Raw genomic sequence first — 17,971 nt, forward strand, 5'->3', positions numbered from 1 at the left:
TAAAACAGCCTAGCATTTATTTAGGGGGAATAATGAGTGATGGAACGAGTACTACGGGATGGTTTTATCTTCTTATCGCAGAATAAGACATTGAATGGATTAGCGAAACGATATGGTCTGAAGTTTGGGGCTGGTCGCTTCGTGGCGGGGGATTCACTCGAAGCATCGAAACGGGCGATTCAAGATTTGAATGCAAAAGGATTATGTGTGACGATGGATCACCTCGGTGAGTTCATCTCGACTGGAGCCGAAGCGGAGATGATGACGCAAGAGTGTATCCGCGCCGTCGAAATGATTGCGGAAGAGAAATTAGACTCGCAACTTTCACTAAAGTTAACGTCACTTGGCCTTGATATTTCAGATCAATTAATTCGATCGAACATGGAACGGATTTTGACACGGGCGAAAGAGCTCGGCGTATTCGTGACCATCGACATGGAAGATGAACCACGTTGTGAAAAAACGATTCAATTGTTTGAAGAGTTGCGTCAGTCGTTTGATAACATTGGTACCGTCATTCAGTCTTACCTGTATCGTTCAGAAGACGACATCAAACGGGTCGGACGGTTTGAAACGAACCTCCGCATCGTCAAAGGGGCATACAAGGAGCCGGCGACGGTCGCCTTCCCGGAAAAAGAAGATGTCGACCACAACTACATCAAACTCGTAAAACTTCAATTGTCACTCGGAAATTATGCTGCGGTCGCGACGCATGACGACGCGATGATTGAACAAATCATTCGCTACGCGAAAGAAAATGGGATTGGAAACGATAAGTTCGAATTCCAGATGCTTTACGGCATCCGCGTCGAACGTCAGCTTGAGCTCGTGAAGCTCGGTTATAAAGTCCGTGTCTACGTCCCATATGGTCGTGACTGGTACGGCTACTTCATGCGTCGTTTAGCAGAACGTCCGGCGAATGTGGCGTTTGTCCTTAAAGGAATGGTCAAAGGGTAATCGAAAAATAGGGATGGAGCTGTCATGGCTTCATCCCTGTTTTGTGTATAATCGAAAAAAAATAGGGGGAATCCTTCATGTATCTAACAGAAGACCAACTGAAAGACCACTTGCAACAAGCAGACCTTGAAATCTCGGAAGTACTACTCGAACAGATGCTCCATCATATCGGAAGTCTCGACCCGGTCCTTCGGGATGAACTCATCTATTCGCGATTAGCCGAATGGATCCTGTCGGAAAAGTTCACCGCATCGTCGGCTGAACGGATCGCGTCGTTTGTTTTTAGTCAGGATGGATTGTTTTATCATCTGTCAGAGACAGATGAAACGGCGGTTTTCAGACGTTCTTTTTCAGCGCTTATTCTTGCCGTACTTTTAGAGAAGGATGCAACAGTTCATGTATTAGCTGAAAGTGTCTACGATGACATCTCGAGTCATTTGCTCAGATATCTCAACATGGAGGATGATTTCCGAGGATTTGTCCCGACTTACGGATGGGCACATAGTGTGGCACATATTGCAGATGTGTATGATGCGTGGTTTAAGCATCCGCGTTGTCAAATCCATCAGGAGCAAGCGGCAATAGCCCGATTCATCGAGATTTTGATGACGCCGGATTATGTCTTCGTTGATGAAGAACAGGAACGTGTCATCACGGCTTGGTTGGCAGCAAGAGAACGAGGTGTTGAAGATGACGTGTTGCTGACAATGCTTGAGAGACCGATCGAAGGATGGCTTGATTTACCGGTGACGTGGGGTGATGCTCAATTCAATGTTCTCCGGAATACAAAACAATTACTACGGACACTGTACTTTCGGGTGAAATGGCAAGACAAGACATCTACGCTCCCTGAACAGATCGAACACTTGCTGTTTCAAATCCATCAACGGTATCAGTAAAAATAAACAGACGTGTCCACTCGACTTCTACGGGAAAAGGAAGCGTAGCTTCCGTCAGGGACAGGCAAGACCCGATCATCGTTAGATGGGCGCGGCTTGCGTCCCGCCCGAGAAAAGCGGGTGGGCAACCGTCTGTTTTAAAACTTATGATTCTTTAACACTCAATCCATTTACCGTGTCCGAAACGCAAACAAACACGAGAACGCATGCGCTTGATCGAGTAACCGATGACCGGTCAAAACAGCCCCTTCTTTTTGAATGACCGCTTCGTCGAGCAATGTCCAACCACGTTCTTCTGCCAGTTGGACGAGTTCCCACGGCATCATCGTATTACCCATCGCGACTTCTTCGCCATATAAACGACGATAGGCTAAAGCCCGTGGTGCTGCCGTCGGTCCGAGCAGACTGATGATGACAATTGGTGCAACCCGCTCGATTTCCTGAAGGACTGCGAGCGGACGCGTCGACCACTCGAGTGAGTTGACGGCGAGGACGGCGTCAAACGCATCATCTACAAACGGTAACGCTTCACCGGTTCCGACGACGAAGTCGAGGGTCGGTGATTTGTCACGGGCAATCCGAATCATTTCCTCCGATAAATCAAGTCCCGTCATGTCAAAAGAATCCGCCAACAGTCGACAGGCTGCCCCGTCGCCACATCCTAAATCAAGCATCTTGCCAGCGGTGATGACCGACTTTAGGAAAGGAATGATCGTTTTACGACTCCCTTGTGTCCACATCATTTCCGAGCGTTCCGCCCAGTCCGTTGCCTTCTGATCCCACAGCTGTTCCGTCTGTTTCATGACATCTCCCCCTTGTTTCTTTTAGTCTAACAGGAAAATTTGACCAAAACGTGTTTTTTTATTGCTACTGAATCATTATTCATTTATGATGGAGAGGTAGAAGAAGCAGGGGAAAGATTGATGGGCTTCTTTTTTTGTCAGAATAATGAATGGTTGTTCATTCAATTACGAATCAGGGGGTATATCATGGCGAGTCAGATCGGTCAGCCGACCACACTTAAATTGACGAAACATATTCAATTCGCCGTCATCATCGGTTCAGGGGTCATGGGTGCAGGAATCGCGGCACACCTCGCGAATGCGGGAATTCGGACATTGATGCTTGATATCGTACCAAAAGAACTTACGGCACAGGAAGAAAAACAAGGACTTACGTTATCGGACAGAGCCGTCCGAAACCGGATCGCACGGGAAAACCGTCAAAAGTTGCTGAAACAAAATCCGGCACCGCTCGCTTCAAAGTCGTTGATCGACTTAATCGAAGTCGGTAATCTCGAAGACGACCTCGAACGCTTGAAGGAAGCGGACTGGATCGTCGAAGTCATCGTTGAACGTTTGGATGTTAAACAACAATTGTTCGCGACGATTGAACCATTCCTCCGTGAAGATGCGATCGTCAGCTCGAATACGTCAGGGATTTCGATCGAAGCGATGCGTGAAGGACGCTCGGCATCATTTAATTCACGTTTCCTTGGCACACACTTCTTTAACCCACCACGTTACCTCAAGCTACTCGAATTGATTCCGACGACGGACACTCATCCGGAAGTCGTCCGCTTCATGAAACAATTCGCGGAAGAGCGTCTTGGAAAAGGTGTCGTCATCGCGAAGGACACACCGAACTTCATCGGCAACCGGATCGGGACATATGGTCTGCTCGTGACGATGGAAGAGATGAAAAAAGGCGGCTATACGATCGGAGAAGTCGACTCCGTGACGGGACCGTTACTCGGTCGTCCGAGCTCAGCGACATTCCGGACGCTTGACGTCGTCGGAATCGATACGTTCGTCCATGTAGCGAACAACGTCTATGATCTGTTACCGGAAGGTCCTGAAAAAGATACGTTTGAAGTACCGGCGGAAATGAAGCGACTCGTCGCAGAAGGTTCGCTCGGTGCTAAATCAGGACAAGGTTTCTATAAGAAAGTCGGGAAACAAATCCTTGAACTCGATGTGAACTCATTTGAATACGTTGAAAAGAAAGCGCTTACCGAGCCGTCAATCGGTCAGGCGAAAGCTCTTCCCGGTGCCAAAAATAAATTGAAAGCCGTTGTTTTTGCGAACGACCGTGTCGGTGCACTCCTCTGGCCGATCCATGCGAAGACACTGCTCTACTCGGCACAACTGACACATGAAATCGCGGATGACATCAAAGCAATCGATGAAGCGATGAAATGGGGCTTCGGTTGGAAGATGGGACCGTTCGAGACATGGGACGCACTCGGTGTTGAAAAGACCGTCGCAAAAATGAAGCAGGATGGTTACGACGTCCCGGCATGGGTCGACGAGATGCTTGCGTCAGGCAACACAAGTTTCTACAACGAAAATGGTCAGCATTATGATGCGACGAGCAAAACGTATGTCGGCAGCGAACAGAACCCGAAAGAAATCCGTTTACGTGACGTCCGCAAGTCGAACGGCGTCTTGCTTGAGAACAACGGAGCCCGTTTACTGGATGTCGGAGATGACGTGGCGGTGCTTGAGTTTACGTCGAAAAGTAATGCAATCGGCGTCGACATCATGCAGATGATTGAACAATCGATTGACCTCGTCGAAAAAAATCACCGCGGACTCGTCATCGCAAACGACGGCAAAAACTTCTGTGTCGGTGCGAACCTCGCAATGATGCTGATGGAAGCAGAAGATGAAAACTGGTTCGAGCTGGACTGGATCATCAATAAATTCCAGCAATCGATTCAAAAAATTCGTTATTCGTCACGCCCGGTCGTCGCAGCACCACAAGGGATGACGCTCGGTGGCGGAACGGAAATTTCACTTCCGGCAGCCCGCCTGCAAGCAGGACTCGAAACTTACATGGGGCTCGTCGAAGTCGGTGTCGGCCTGATTCCAGGTGGTGGCGGAAACGTCAACACGTACCGTCGTTTACTTGAAAATACGCCGGATGGTTTAGTGAATATCGAAAAAGCAGCGCAAAAGACATTTGAAAACGTCGCGATGGCAAAAGTCTCGAAATCAGCGTTCGAAGCACGCGAACTCGGCTATGTCCGCTCTGTCGACCAGATTTCGATGAACCGGGATCACTTGACGTATGATGCGAAACAACTTGTCCTCGAGCTCGACCGGACAGGCTATACGCCACCTGCTAAATCCTTGATTCCAGTCGTCGGCCGGACAGGGAAAGCGACGCTTGAGCTGGCAACGCGGGAAATGTTCTATGGCGGTTATGTCTCGGAGCATGACTTGAAGATCGCGAACAAGTTAGCGCATGTCATCGCGGGCGGAAACGTTGCGTTCGGTACACACGTCGATGAGCAATACATGCTCGACCTTGAACGGGAAGCGTTCTTGAGCTTGATCGGTGAGATGAAAACACAACAACGGATGCAGCATATGCTTGTCAAAGGCAAGCCGCTTCGTAACTGACTGGGGGGATTCGAATGAAAGAAGCAGTAATCGTCGCTGGTGCGCGGACACCAGTCGGTAAAGCAAAAAAAGGGTCATTTAAAGCGATGCGTTCTGATGAACTCGCAGGAATCGCGATTAAGGAAACGTTGAAGCGTTCAAAATATGAGGGAACAATTGATGATGTCATTCTCGGTTGTGCTCTTCCGGAAGCGGAGCAAGGGATGAACATCGCCCGTTACGCGTCCGTTCTTGGCGGCTTGTCACACGAAGTACCGGCCATCACGATCAACCGGTACTGCTCGTCCGGTCTGCAATCGATCGCTGATGCGTCGATGAAGATCATGACCGGTCAAGCGACGGCCGTCATCGCCGGTGGTCTCGAGTCGATGAGTCAAATCCCGATGCCGGGACACGTCGTTCGTCCGAACCCATCAATCGTCGAATCGGAACCTGAATATTATATGAGCATGGGGCATACGGCTGAGCAAGTCGCAGCGACGTATCACGTCTCACGTGAAGATCAAGATGCCTTTGCCTTACGCAGTCATCAAAAAGCAGCAGCCGCGATCGCAGCCGGTAAGTTCACGGATGAAATCGTCCCCGTCACGGTGACGGAATACGTCGTCAACGATGACATGAAGGTCGAAGAAAAATCCTGGGTCGTTCAGCATGACGAAGGCGTCCGGGCAGACTCTTCAAAAGAAGGCTTGGCAAAACTCCGCCCGGTCTTCCGGCTTGGTGGCAGTGTCACAGCCGGGAACTCGTCACAAACATCAGACGGGGCAGCAGCCGTACTCGTGATGGAGCGTGAGGAAGCAGAGCGTCAAGGACTGCCGATTCTCGGGAAGTTCAAGTCGTTTGCCGTCGGCGGTGTCCGTCCGGAAGTCATGGGAATCGGACCGGTCGTCGCGATTCCGAAGGCCCTTGAACTCGCAGGAATCACACTCGAAGAGGTCGGCTTGATTGAATTGAATGAAGCATTCGCTTCTCAATCCCTTGGTGTCATCCGTGAGCTCGGTCTCAACGAAGACATCGTCAACGTCAACGGGGGAGCGATCGCACTCGGTCATCCACTTGGCTGTACGGGAACAAAACTGACATTATCACTCTTACATGAAATGAAACGCCGCAACGCGAAATATGGTGTCGTCTCGATGTGTATTGGCGGCGGCATGGGTGCTGCCGGTGTATTCGAATTAGTTGAAGGAGGAACAGGACAATGAGCCAAACGACAAACGAATTGATTAAAGGTGGAAGTTTTGTACTGGATGAATTAAAAGCGGAGCGTCTCTTTACACCGGAGGATTTTTCAGAAGAACATAAAATGGTCGGTGACATGACGGCGAAATTCGTCGAAGATCGTGTCGTTCCGGTGCTTGACCGGATCGAAAAACATGAGTTCGAACTTTCAGTCGGTCTCTTGCGTGAAGCAGGCGAGCTCGGTCTTCTCGGGGCAGACGTTCCGGAAGAATATGGCGGTTACCAAATGGATAAAATCTCGTCTTCAATCATCACAGAAAAATTCGCACGTGGTCGTTCATTCGCCCTCAGCTACGGCGCACACGTCGGAATCGGTTCACTGCCAATCGTCTTCTTCGGAAACGAAGAGCAAAAACAAAAGTACTTGCCGAAACTCTCGTCAGGTGAATGGATTGCGTCATACGCATTGACAGAACCGGGCTCGGGGTCAGATGCACTCGGTGCGAAGACGACAGCTGTCTTGAACGAAGCCGGGACACACTACATCTTGAACGGTGAAAAACAATGGATCACGAATGCCGGTTTCGCCAGTCTGTTCGTCGTCTATGCGAAAATCGATGGCGATAAATTCACGGCCTTCCTCGTCGAGGGTGAGTACCCGGGCGTCTCGACAGGTCTGGAAGAGCAAAAAATGGGCATCAAAGGGTCATCGACACGGACATTGATTTTAGAAGATGCGGAAGTACCGGTCGAAAACGTCCTCGGTGAAATCGGTCGCGGGCACGTCATCGCCTTTAACATCTTGAACGTCGGGCGTTACAAACTCGCTGTCGGTGCCGTCGGTTCATCAAAACGCGCGATTGATCTCGCCGTTCAGTATGCGAACGAACGGAAACAATTCAAAACACCGATCAGCTCGTTCCCATTGATTCAAGAAAAACTGGCGACGATGTCAGCCCAAACGTATGCGATGGAAAGCTCAGTTTACCGGACAGGCGGTCTCTTCCAAGATAGTCTCGATCAGCTGTCGGAAGAAGAAAGTAAAGATGGCAAACGCGTCGCTGATTCGATTGCCGAGTACGCGATTGAATGTTCAATGAACAAAGTCTTTGCGTCAGAGACATTTGATTATGTCATCGATGAGGCGGTTCAAATCCACGGCGGATATGGTTTCATGGCGGAATATGAAGTCGAAAACATGTACCGTGATTCACGGATCAACCGGATCTTCGAAGGAACAAACGAAATCAACCGTCTGCTTGTACCTGGTACGCTCTTGAAGAAAGCGATGAAAGGCGAGTTACCACTCTTAGCGGAAGCGCAGCGCCTCCAACAAGAAGTCATGAGCTTCATGCCGACAGAAGTCGGAACAGAACCACTCGACCGGGAACGTCACTTGCTCGCGATGATGAAAAAGATCTTCTTATTGACGGCTGGAACGGCTGTTCAGAAATATCAAGATAAGTTACAAGGCGAACAGGAAATTCTCGCGAACACGGCCGATATCATGAGTGCAATCTATGCACTCGAGTCAGCCATCGTCCGGACGGAAAAAGCGATCGCTTCGAAAGGCGCCGAGAAGAGCGAACTCAAAATCCGTTATACGGAAGTCTTCGCCCAACAGGCATTCGAAGGTGTTGAACGTGACGCGAAAGAAACACTCTACGCAGCAGCAAGTGGAGACGAGTTACGGATGTTACTGTCGGCACTGAAGAAATTCAGCCGTTACCAACCAATCAACTCAATCGGCACGAAACGTGCGATTGCCAAACGTTTGATTGAAGCTAACAAATATCTCGTCTAAGTCAGGTTTACGAGTTCGCCTTTGCAGGGAAAATCTCTGTAAAGGCGAATTTTTTTGAGGAGGGAATAGCGATGCGTGAAGATGTAAAAGAACTTCAGTTTGCAGTCGACTACTACAAATCGCTCGAGCGTTTATCGGATGAAGAGTGGCAGTCGCCGCTCGCGATCGATAAATGGACGGTACAGGAGTGTGTCGGCCATTTGTTCCTGTGGGACCGGTATTACCTCGATCATGCCGTCGCGAAGCTCCCTGACGATCGACTGACGTTAGTTGAGACGGACTTTGATGAATTCAACCGGTTAGCGGTCGAGTATGCGCATCATGTCGACGCATTGACGTTACTGAAAAAAGCAATCGCGGTTCGAAGCGAACTCGTGACGCAACTCGGACGGTTGACGGACGCGCAGTATGAACAGACGTATGAAGGGCGCTTTTGTCCCCGTGAGTTCGTCGCGTCGTTCATCGCCCACGATCACCATCATCAAGATCAAATTGATGCGGCACTCGCGCGCTTGAAGGAACACTGATCTATCTGCTAGTCTTAAAGGTGAGGTGATGAAACATGGTAACGATGTATGGCTATCCAAAGTGCAGTACATGTGTCAAAGCGAAGAGGGCGCTTGAAAACAACGGCGTCGAAGTCGATTACAAACACATCGTCGACGAGACACCAAGTGCCGCGACGATTCGCGAACTCCATCAAAAAAGTGGCGAACCGCTGAAAAAATTCTTTAACACGAGTGGTCAATCCTATCGTGCGGCTGGTCTGAAAGATCGTTTACCCGACTTGTCGGAAGAAGAGCAGTATGCTTTGCTCGCAAGTGACGGCATGTTACTGAAACGTCCAATCGTCACGGACGGGACAGATGTCACACTTGGATTTAAAGAAGAGATGTATCAAGGAAAATGGTATTAAGAAGCCGATTGAATTTGGTATACTAAAACCGTTAGTCCACTATAGAACACAGGGGGAATCGCAAATGAGTCAAGTCAAAGACAATCTACGGTATTCGGAAGAGCATGAATGGGTCGAAGTAACAGGCAACAAAGCACGAATCGGAATCACGGATTTCGCACAGCACGAACTCGGTGATATCGTGTTCGTTGAGCTTCCAGAAGTCGGAGATACGATCTCAATCAACGAGCCATTCGGTTCGGTTGAATCGGTCAAGACGGTTTCAGAGTTGTACGCACCGATTTCAGGGAAAGTCGTTGCAATCAATGAATCACTCTCCGATTCCCCAGAACTCGTTAACGAATCACCATTTGAAGGTGCATGGATGGTTGATATCGAGCTAGAAGATGAGTCGCAAGTTGAAGCATTGATGGATGCTGCGGCATACAAATCAATGATTAACGAGTAATACTTAAGGTAAGACGGACAGGGGTGAAACGATTTCGTTTCATCGCTGTCCTTTTTTTTGTATACTGGCTTCAGAAGCACTGGATAACAGGAGGGGTCAAGATGAAGGAAGTAACAGAAGTACCAGCAAACGGGTTGTTGTATGTCTATGCACCGATGTGCGGCACATGTGCCATCGCCAGTCGGATGCTCGACATCGTCGAAGCGACGAAAGACGAGGAATGGATCCAAAAAGCGAATGGAAATTTCATTCCTGAATTTCTAGAGCAGGCGCAAGTCATGAGTGTGCCGGCATTACTCAAAGTAAAGGATCATCAAGTCGTAGAGCGGTTATATGCGTTCCAAAACATCCAAAATGTCTTTGCGTTTTGTGCAGAATAACAAGAAAAATCATAGGATGATTTTTCTTTGTGTTAAATTGTCGGAATATTTACAATAATTCATTGACAATGACAATTTATGAATGGTATATTCATATCAACTTCTAGAAATGCTTTTATAGGAAGTCTGGCAGAGGTATAGAACCTGATGTTTCTCGTATTTAGAACCATTCAATGACATCCTAAATCTTTTTTTCTGTTTCCCCTTAAGTCGTCCCCCAAAGACGAAGCGGTTCAAAAAAGAGATGGTGGATTCGAATGGTCGATCTGACTACTGTGACATCTTGCTTTTATAGTTCGAAAGGGCGCCGTCCTCTGATGTGACGAACGAAGAAGTTCGCATCAGAGCTGGGTTTTCCTTCGTTGCATTTCTAACCACATTATTCGTGTTGTCGGTTCTCCGGCAACGCCTTTTTTTTGTTTCCGAAAGATTTTGAAGCTGTCGCCTTGCTAATCAGAATTGTCCCTGCTACAATGCGATTAAGGAAAAATACTTTAATTCATATCCGATTAGTCGGAATTAAAAGCGGGATGCGGAGGACGAAAAGGCATGACAGTACGTTTCATGGATGTATTTACAGAGTGGGCGTCATCTTACGACGACACAGTAACGGGGCAAGATCCGGAGTACAAAGAAGTCTTTCGCCGTTATGACGAAATATTAGAGACGGTCGCTGAAAAAGCGATGTCACCCGTTGCCGAATTTGGCGCAGGAACAGGCAACTTGACGCAACGTTTGCTTGCGCGTCATGAGCAGGTACTGGCGATTGAACCAAGTCCGGAAATGCGCGACATCTTAATCAATAAAATTCCGGCACTGGCTGTTCAAGATGGTCATTTCTTATCGTTTGAAGCAGCAGAGGCAAAAAGTTTTGTCTCGACTTATGCGTTTCATCATTTGACGGATGAAGAAAAAGGACAGGCCGTCGATTTGATGGCAGCGATTTTACCGGCAGACGGAAAGATCGTCTATGCCGATACGATGTTCGTTTCTGAGGCAGCACGTCTAGAAACGATTGCAGAAGCAAAAACTCAAGGGTTTGACAACCTTGCAGAAGATTTAGAACGCGAATTTTATCCACTGATTCCAGTGATGGAACAGATTTTTACGTCACGCGGATTTGACGTGACATTCACACAATACAATCACTTCGTCTGGCTCGTAGAAGCCGAGAAAATGGGGGAATAAATCATGACAATCAAAAAAATGAACGTAGAAAGCTTTAACTTGGACCATACGAAAGTCAAAGCACCATATATTCGTGTAGCAGGCTATAAAGAAGGTAAAGTCGACCAAGTCGTCAAATATGATATTCGTTTCACACAACCGAACGTCGAGCAAATGCCGATGCGTGCGATGCACACACTCGAACATTTACTTGCTGAAAACATCCGCAACTATTCGGACGACGTCATCGATGTTTCGCCAATGGGCTGCCAGACTGGTTTCTACATGGCGATGATGAACTTTGACTCAGTCGAAAAAATGAGTGAACTGGTCGAGAAGACACTGAACGACGTCTTAGCGGCTGAAGTGATTCCGGCACAAAACGAAACACAATGTGGGTTTGCGAGCGCACACGACCTTAAAGGAGCGAAGCACTATGCCGAGAAAATGCTTGCCGGTCGCGACGAATGGGACATCGTCTTCGGATGATCGCGAATTCAGTCCGCGACCTCGTCGGAAATACGCCACTGTACGAGATTACTTCATTCGATTTGCCTGCTGGTACGCGGATTTTGGCGAAGCTCGAATGGATGAACCCTGGGGGCAGCGTCAAAGACCGCCTCGGTATCCAACTCGTTGATGCCGCAATCGAACAGGGGTACGTGACACCAGGCGGAACGATCATCGAACCGACTGCCGGCAACACCGGCATCGGTTTGGCGCTCGCCGCTAAAAAATATGACTTACAGGTCATTTGTGTCGTCCCGGAAAAGTTCAGTCAAGAGAAACAGACGTTGATGCGGGCACTCGGCGCGACTGTCGTCAACACGCCGACTGAACTCGATATGCAAGGCGCAATCGATAAGGCAAAAGAACTCGGACAAACGATTCCGAACAGTTATGTGCCACTCCAATTCGAAAACGAAGAAAACTCGGTCACTTATCAGCGGACACTTGGTCCGGAGCTTGTGGCGGAACTCGGTCACATCGACTGGTTCGTCGCCGGATGCGGATCAGGTGGAACGTTTGCCGGAACGACGGCTTTCTTAAAAGAACGCTTCGGGACAAAAGGGGCAATCGTCGAACCGGAAGGCTCCGTCCTCAACGGAGGGTCAGCCGGACCGCATAAAACAGAAGGAATCGGGACAGCCAAATGGCCAAGTCTCGTTTCTCGTGATTTAGTTGATGAAATTCATACGATTTCTGATTCGGATGCTTTTACGAAGGTCCATGAACTGGCGGCACGTGAAGGGTTACTCGTCGGCAGTTCAGCAGGAGCGGCACTCGCCGCGGCGCTCGATATCGCCCAGCGCCATCCTAGAAGTACGATTGTTACCGTCTTCGCAGACAGTGCAGAACGGTATTTGAGCCAACAAATCTTTGAAAAGGTGGACGAGACACATGCGTAAAAAAACAGCGTTGATTCACGGAGGAACGGGTGTAGACAAGGCAACGGGTGCCGTTACACCGCCAATCTATCAAACGAGCACATATAAGCAAGAAAAAATCGGTCAATTAAAAGACGGGTATGAGTACTCGCGCACAGCAAACCCGACGCGGACGAGCATCGAACGATTGATTGCTGATCTTGAAGGAGGCGTCCGTGGATTCGCGTTCGGATCAGGAATGGCGGCGATCCATGCTGTCTTCAATCTGCTTCAGTCTGGCGACCACATCGTCATGACGGACGACGTCTACGGCGGAACGTTCCGCTTGATGCAACGTGTCCTACCGAAGTTCAACATCGAAGTGACATTCGTCGATACGACGGATCTCAGCGCGACGGAAGCGGCGATTCAGGACAACACGAAGATGCTCTACGTCGAGACACCGACGAACCCGTTATTAAAAGTGACGGACATCGAAGCGATCGCAGCCATCACGCGTCGTCACGACTTGAAGCTCGTCGTCGACAACACGTTCGCGACACCATACTTGCAACAACCAATCGCGCTTGGGGCAGATATCGTGCTGCATAGTGCAACGAAATACATCGGCGGACACTCGGACGTCGTCGCAGGGCTTGTCGTCGTCAACGATGATACGCTCGGCGAAGAACTTCACTTCATCCAAAACTCGACGGGTGGAATTCTCGGACCGCAAGACAGCTTCCTGCTTGTCCGTGGTCTGCGGACGCTCGGTATCCGGATGGAAGCGATCGAAGAGACAGCACATGAACTTGTCAGCTTCCTGCAAGCGCAAGACGTCGTCTCGAACATCTTCTACCCGGGGCTCGCATCGCATCCCGGTCATGCGATTCAACAAAAACAAGCGACTGGTTTCGGCGGGATGATCAGCTTTGATGTCGGTTCAGCTGCAAATGCAGAGAAACTTGTGGAAGCGTCACACTTCTTCACGCTTGCTGAAAGCTTAGGGGCGGTCGAAAGTTTGATTTCCGTTCCGGCACGGATGACACATGCATCGATTCCGGCAGAACGTCGGGCAGAACTCGGCATCACGGATGGTCTCGTCCGAATCTCGGTCGGACTTGAAGATGCAGAGGATTTGAAAGAAGATTTAACGCATGCTTTCAGTTTGCTCGAAAAAGTTTCTGAAAAAACTGTTTGACAAGCAAAATAACCCCTGCTAATATTCAAAATATATTAAAAACAACTAAATACCGATAACTCTTATCAAGAGTGGTGGAGGGACTGGCCCGATGAAACCCGGCAACCGCGGAATTTATTTCCGAAGTGGTGCTAATTCCAGCAGACGAACGTCTGCAAGATGAGAGCAAATGGTTTTGTGTACTGAAAGTGCGCGCGTTTGCTCTAAAACGTGCGCACTTTTTTTATGTTTAGGAGGGACAGTAGTGATTCGTTTACAGGATGTAGGAAAGATTTATCGCTCGAAGCGCGGCGAAGTCGAAGCTGTCGCAAACGTCGATCTCACGATTGAGCGCGGCGAAATTTTCGGAATAATTGGTTATTCCGGTGCAGGGAAGTCAACCTTGATTCGCCTGCTGAACATGTTAGAAGCACCGACAAGCGGTTCGATTCAAATTGACGGTGTCGAGATGACGACGTTACGACCGAAAGAATTACGCGGCGTCCGGAAAAATGTCTCGATGGTCTTTCAGCACTTCAACTTGCTTTGGTCACGAACGGTCGAAGAAAACATTATGTTCCCGCTCGAACTCGGCGGATATCCGAAAGCACGCCGGAAAGAACGGGTCGCCGAGCTGATTCAACTCGTTGGACTCGACGGTCGCGAAGGCGCTTATCCGTCACAACTATCCGGTGGACAAAAACAACGCGTCGGGATTGCCCGCGCACTGGCATCAAACCCGGACGTCTTATTATGTGACGAGGCGACAAGCGCCCTTGATCCGAAAACGACGGACTCGATCTTAGAGTTACTCGTCGACATCAATAAAAAACTAAAACTGACGATCGTTTTGATCACACACGAGATGCACGTCATTCAAAAAATCTGTCACCGGGTCGCCGTCATGGAGGCCGGGAAAATCGTCGAACAGGGTCCTGTTTCAGAAGTCTTCCGGCATCCGAAACAAGCGATGACAAAAGAATTCGTCAAACAACTGACGTCGTCTACAGAAAACGAGTTGACGTTCGCGAAACTCCGTGAGCGCTATCCGACAGGGAAAATCGTCCAGCTGACATTCGTCGGTTCGACAGCAGAAAGTCCGATCCTGGCAGAAGTCATGAAAGATTCGACCTTATTATTTAATATCATCGGCGGGAACGTCGGACAGACGCAAGACGGTGCACTCGGAACGTTGTTCATCCAACTGATTGGTGCGACACATGAAACACAAGCGGTCATCGCGAAGCTTCAAGCGAGTGACGTGGAAGTGGAGGTGGATCACCGATGACGACATTCTTTAACGACCTCGATTGGGAAATGGTCTGGACGGCGACTGGCAGTACCGTTTATATGACAGCCGTCGCGGGTCTAGCGACTTTCATACTCGGTTTAATCATTGGTCTGTTGTTGTATGCGACGAATGAAGACTTATTGTTTAAGAACCGGGCACTGTATTCCGTGCTCAGCTTTTTAGTCAACATCTTCCGTTCGATTCCGTTTATTATATTGTTGATTTTATTGATTCCAGTGACGCTCATCATCGTCGGATCGTTCTTAGGACCAACAGCGGCACTTCCGGCACTGATTCTTGGGGCGGCACCGTTTTACGGGCGGATGGTCGAACTGGCACTGCGTGAAGTCGACAAAGGTGTCATCGAAGCAGCGGAATCGATGGGGGCAACGAAGTTCCAAATCATTTATAAAGTGTTGATTCCGGAAGCACTACCAGCAATCGTCTCCGGTATCACCGTCACGCTCGTCGCGCTCGTCGGTTACACGGCAATGGCCGGAGTAGTCGGAGGAGGCGGACTCGGGGACATGGCATATATCGAAGGTTTCCAGCGTTCTCAAAACGATGTCATCGCCATCGCGACATTGTTGATTCTCGTCATCGTCTTCATCATTCAAATTATTGGTGACCTGCTCGTAAAAGCCATCGATAAACGATAATACTATTTTAGTTAACTTGGGAGGGATTATTCATGAAACTTTGGAAAAAATTCGTCGGTACAGCAGCAGTATCCGTCTTAGCAGTCAGTCTTGCGGCATGTGGGGAAGAGTCGTCAGGAGACGACGCGAAGACACTTGTCATCGGTGCTTCAAACGTTCCCCATGCTGAAATCCTAGAGCACGTTCAAAAAGAGTATGAAGCAAAAGGCTACAAACTCGAAATCAAAAAGTTCCAAGATTATGTGTTGCCGAACAAGGCACTCGCTGAAAAAGAAATCGATGCGAACTATTTCCAACACGTTCCGTACCTTGAGCAACAGGAAAAAGAGAACAAATCTTATAAATTTGAAAATGCAGGCGGCGTCCACGTTGAACCGCTCGGCGTCTACTCAAAGAAATATAAGTCGCTTGACGAGTTACCGAAAGGTGCAACAATCTTGACGAGCTCAAACGTCGCGGAGCGTGGACGTGTCTTGACGTTCCTCCAAAACGAAGGCTTAATTAAGTTGAAAGACGGTAAGACGACAGATGCTCAGCTTAGCGATATCGCGGAAAACCCGAAAAACATTGAGTTCAAAACGAATATCGAAGCGTCACTCTTACCGCAAGCGTATAAAAACAATGAAGGCGATGCTGTCCTCATCAACACGAACTACGCGATTGATAACGGTTTGAACCCGTTAGAAGACACGATTGCCCTTGAAGATGAGTCTTCACCATACGTCAACATCATCGTCACGCGTGAAGGTGATGAAAAAGACGAGCGTGTGACGGCATTGCTCGATATCTTACACGAGAAAAAGACACAGGATTGGATTACGAAAGAATATAAAGGGGCTGTCGTTCCGGTCAGCAAATAATTCACTCGAATGATGCATTCTTCCTATATAATGGAAGGATGCATTATTTTTTTAGTTGAAGGGGGATTCTAGGTGCACCGTTTACGACAGTTACATCCGCTGACGATCGGCGTCCTGCTCGGAACATTTTTCTCACGGCTCGGGACGTTCATCACGATGCCATTCTTTGCGATTTATTTATCGACGGTGCTGAAGTTCAGCCCGGTCGATGTCGGCTGGGTCCTCAGTATTTCAGCCGTCTCGAGTCTTGTCATGAGTTTCATCGGCGGGACCTTGTCTGACCGTTACGGGCGTCGGACGATGATGCTGACCGGAACACTCGGCTTCGTTTTCGTCTTCATCGCCTTGGCACAGGTCGAGACGTTTTGGGCGTTCTTTACCTTGAGTGCCTTGAACGGCGTGTTTCGCTCCATTTTTGAACCATCCGCCCGTGCCCTGATCAGTGACACGACGGATGAAAAAAATCGACTGTTCGTCTTCAACATCCGTTATGCGATGATCAATGTCGCGGCTGCGATCGGGCCGGGGATTGCGTTATTGCTCAGTGCCGGCAATACAGCGATTACCTTCTATATAACAGCCTTTGTTTATCTCGCGTACGGGATTGCGATTTTTATCCTGTTTCAGCGGTATCCGATCACAGAGAGTCACGGCGGGAAAAAAGTTTCGTTCGGCGCAACGGTTCAACTGTTGAAAACGGACGTCGCTTTCACGTTTGCCCTCGCCGGTATCATTTTCGGGATTCTCGGCTACAGTCAGTTCAACTCGACGTTGCCGCAATTTTTGACGACGACGACGTTACTGTCCGGTGGGACTAGTTTGTTTGCTTTATTGATCACGATTAATGCCGTGACCGTATTAATCGTCCAGTACCCGATCATGAAGTTCGGGATGAAGACGTCGCCGCTCGTCTCGATTACGGTCGGGATTGCGACCGTCGCGTTCGGTTTATTCGTCATGGGGAATGCCGGAACGGTCTGGTTGATGATCGGTGCGATGTTCATCTTCACGTGCGGGGAAGTGATGATGTTCACGATGACGGATATCTTGACCGATAGTTTTGCGAAACCGGAATTACGGGGCAGTTATTTCGGAGCGATGGGCTTAACATCGATTGGTCAGTCAATCGGACCGGTCATCGGCGGACAATTACTTTTTTATTTTGGCGCCGATCGTCCGTTGCCGATTTTTGGTTGCTTAGCCCTCTTGACATTACTCGGAATACCACTGCTCTTACTGTCACAGCGGGTTCACAGACGAACGAAGGTGGAAGAAGAGAAAGAAGTCGTATCACTTTAAAGTCATTCTCACTAAAAGGCTTCATTTTGAGAAAAAACCATGAGCGATGACGCTTGAATAATGTGGTATGATTCATTAAGATTAGAATGATACTAAATTAGTAACTCTCGTGAACTGAATCGTCAGACACGAAATGAATAGATGGAGGGATTCTA

General features: G+C 48.8%; 18 protein-coding genes and 1 riboswitch. Of the genes, 17 read left to right on the forward strand and 1 reads right to left on the reverse strand.

Translation table 11 applies throughout. The features are described 5' to 3' along the window. The first annotated feature begins 39 nt into the window (after positions 1-39). Complete coding sequence (locus KNQ05_RS01375; protein ID WP_029331301.1) at positions 40-957, forward strand: proline dehydrogenase family protein; 918 nt, start codon at positions 40-42, stop codon at positions 955-957. 77 nt (positions 958-1,034) lie between these two features. Beyond that, complete coding sequence (locus KNQ05_RS01380; protein ID WP_214804314.1) at positions 1,035-1,856, forward strand: DUF2785 domain-containing protein; 822 nt, start codon at positions 1,035-1,037, stop codon at positions 1,854-1,856. Positions 1,857-2,026: 170 nt separating this feature from the next. Here KNQ05_RS01380 and KNQ05_RS01385 read toward each other — a convergent pair whose 3' ends face one another. Continuing rightward, positions 2,027-2,659: a class I SAM-dependent methyltransferase gene (locus KNQ05_RS01385; protein ID WP_214804315.1), complete on the reverse strand. Its 633-nt coding sequence runs from the start codon at positions 2,657-2,659 to the stop codon at positions 2,027-2,029. 186 nt (positions 2,660-2,845) lie between these two features. On the opposite strand from KNQ05_RS01385, the gene KNQ05_RS01390 reads away from it, so the two are divergent. From KNQ05_RS01390 to KNQ05_RS01460, 15 genes are all read left to right on the forward strand, one after another. Further along, positions 2,846-5,263, forward strand: a complete 2,418-nt coding sequence (locus KNQ05_RS01390) for a 3-hydroxyacyl-CoA dehydrogenase/enoyl-CoA hydratase family protein (protein ID WP_214804316.1) — start codon at positions 2,846-2,848, stop codon at positions 5,261-5,263. Between the two features lie 14 nt (positions 5,264-5,277). Further along, positions 5,278-6,468 (forward strand): acetyl-CoA C-acetyltransferase, encoded by a 1,191-nt coding sequence (locus tag KNQ05_RS01395; RefSeq protein ID WP_214766892.1) that lies wholly within the window; start codon positions 5,278-5,280, stop codon positions 6,466-6,468. Next, the gene (locus tag KNQ05_RS01400; protein ID WP_088837709.1) at positions 6,465-8,249 is read left to right on the forward strand and encodes an acyl-CoA dehydrogenase family protein; all 1,785 of its coding nucleotides are present in this window, start codon (positions 6,465-6,467) and stop codon (positions 8,247-8,249) included. The genes KNQ05_RS01395 and KNQ05_RS01400 overlap by 4 nt, the downstream gene beginning before the upstream one ends. 71 nt (positions 8,250-8,320) lie before the next feature. Further along, positions 8,321-8,776: a DinB family protein gene (locus KNQ05_RS01405; protein ID WP_214804317.1), complete on the forward strand. Its 456-nt coding sequence runs from the start codon at positions 8,321-8,323 to the stop codon at positions 8,774-8,776. Positions 8,777-8,811: 35 nt separating this feature from the next. Next, the gene (locus KNQ05_RS01410) at positions 8,812-9,165 is read left to right on the forward strand and encodes an arsenate reductase family protein (protein WP_214804318.1); all 354 of its coding nucleotides are present in this window, start codon (positions 8,812-8,814) and stop codon (positions 9,163-9,165) included. Positions 9,166-9,229: 64 nt separating this feature from the next. After that, a complete protein-coding gene (gene gcvH, locus KNQ05_RS01415; protein ID WP_029331292.1) occupies positions 9,230-9,613 on the forward strand; it encodes a glycine cleavage system protein GcvH in 384 nt (127 codons plus the stop codon). A gap of 101 nt (positions 9,614-9,714) precedes the next feature. Beyond that, positions 9,715-9,993: a thioredoxin family protein gene (locus KNQ05_RS01420; RefSeq protein WP_214804319.1), complete on the forward strand. Its 279-nt coding sequence runs from the start codon at positions 9,715-9,717 to the stop codon at positions 9,991-9,993. Between the two features lie 549 nt (positions 9,994-10,542). After that, the gene (locus tag KNQ05_RS01425; protein ID WP_214768806.1) at positions 10,543-11,181 is read left to right on the forward strand and encodes a class I SAM-dependent methyltransferase; all 639 of its coding nucleotides are present in this window, start codon (positions 10,543-10,545) and stop codon (positions 11,179-11,181) included. 3 nt (positions 11,182-11,184) lie between these two features. After that, entirely contained in the window at positions 11,185-11,649 is a 465-nt protein-coding gene (locus KNQ05_RS01430; RefSeq protein ID WP_088837705.1) for an S-ribosylhomocysteine lyase, read from the forward strand. Then, the gene (locus KNQ05_RS01435; RefSeq protein WP_214766896.1) at positions 11,646-12,569 is read left to right on the forward strand and encodes a PLP-dependent cysteine synthase family protein; all 924 of its coding nucleotides are present in this window, start codon (positions 11,646-11,648) and stop codon (positions 12,567-12,569) included. Before KNQ05_RS01430 ends, KNQ05_RS01435 begins: the two co-directional genes overlap by 4 nt. Continuing rightward, complete coding sequence (locus KNQ05_RS01440) at positions 12,562-13,728, forward strand: bifunctional cystathionine gamma-lyase/homocysteine desulfhydrase (protein ID WP_088837703.1); 1,167 nt, start codon at positions 12,562-12,564, stop codon at positions 13,726-13,728. Before KNQ05_RS01435 ends, KNQ05_RS01440 begins: the two co-directional genes overlap by 8 nt. Before the next feature lie 59 nt (positions 13,729-13,787). Then, positions 13,788-13,894: riboswitch (SAM riboswitch) on the forward strand. Positions 13,895-13,972: 78 nt separating this feature from the next. Then, entirely contained in the window at positions 13,973-14,995 is a 1,023-nt protein-coding gene (locus tag KNQ05_RS01445) for a methionine ABC transporter ATP-binding protein (RefSeq protein ID WP_214804320.1), read from the forward strand. Beyond that, a complete protein-coding gene (locus KNQ05_RS01450) occupies positions 14,992-15,657 on the forward strand; it encodes a methionine ABC transporter permease (RefSeq protein WP_088837701.1) in 666 nt (221 codons plus the stop codon). Before KNQ05_RS01445 ends, KNQ05_RS01450 begins: the two co-directional genes overlap by 4 nt. A 32-nt stretch (positions 15,658-15,689) precedes the next feature. Further along, positions 15,690-16,517 (forward strand): MetQ/NlpA family ABC transporter substrate-binding protein, encoded by an 828-nt coding sequence (locus KNQ05_RS01455; protein ID WP_088837700.1) that lies wholly within the window; start codon positions 15,690-15,692, stop codon positions 16,515-16,517. Positions 16,518-16,589: 72 nt separating this feature from the next. Then, positions 16,590-17,816 carry an MDR family MFS transporter gene (locus KNQ05_RS01460; RefSeq protein ID WP_214768802.1) on the forward strand — a complete coding sequence of 409 codons (1,227 nt, stop codon included), beginning with the start codon at positions 16,590-16,592 and terminating at the stop codon, positions 17,814-17,816. Positions 17,817-17,971: the final 155 nt, after the last annotated feature.

The sequence above is a fragment of the Exiguobacterium sp. s125 genome (assembly GCF_018618605.1).
Classification (GTDB): Bacteria; Bacillota; Bacilli; order Exiguobacteriales; family Exiguobacteriaceae; genus Exiguobacterium_A; species Exiguobacterium_A oxidotolerans.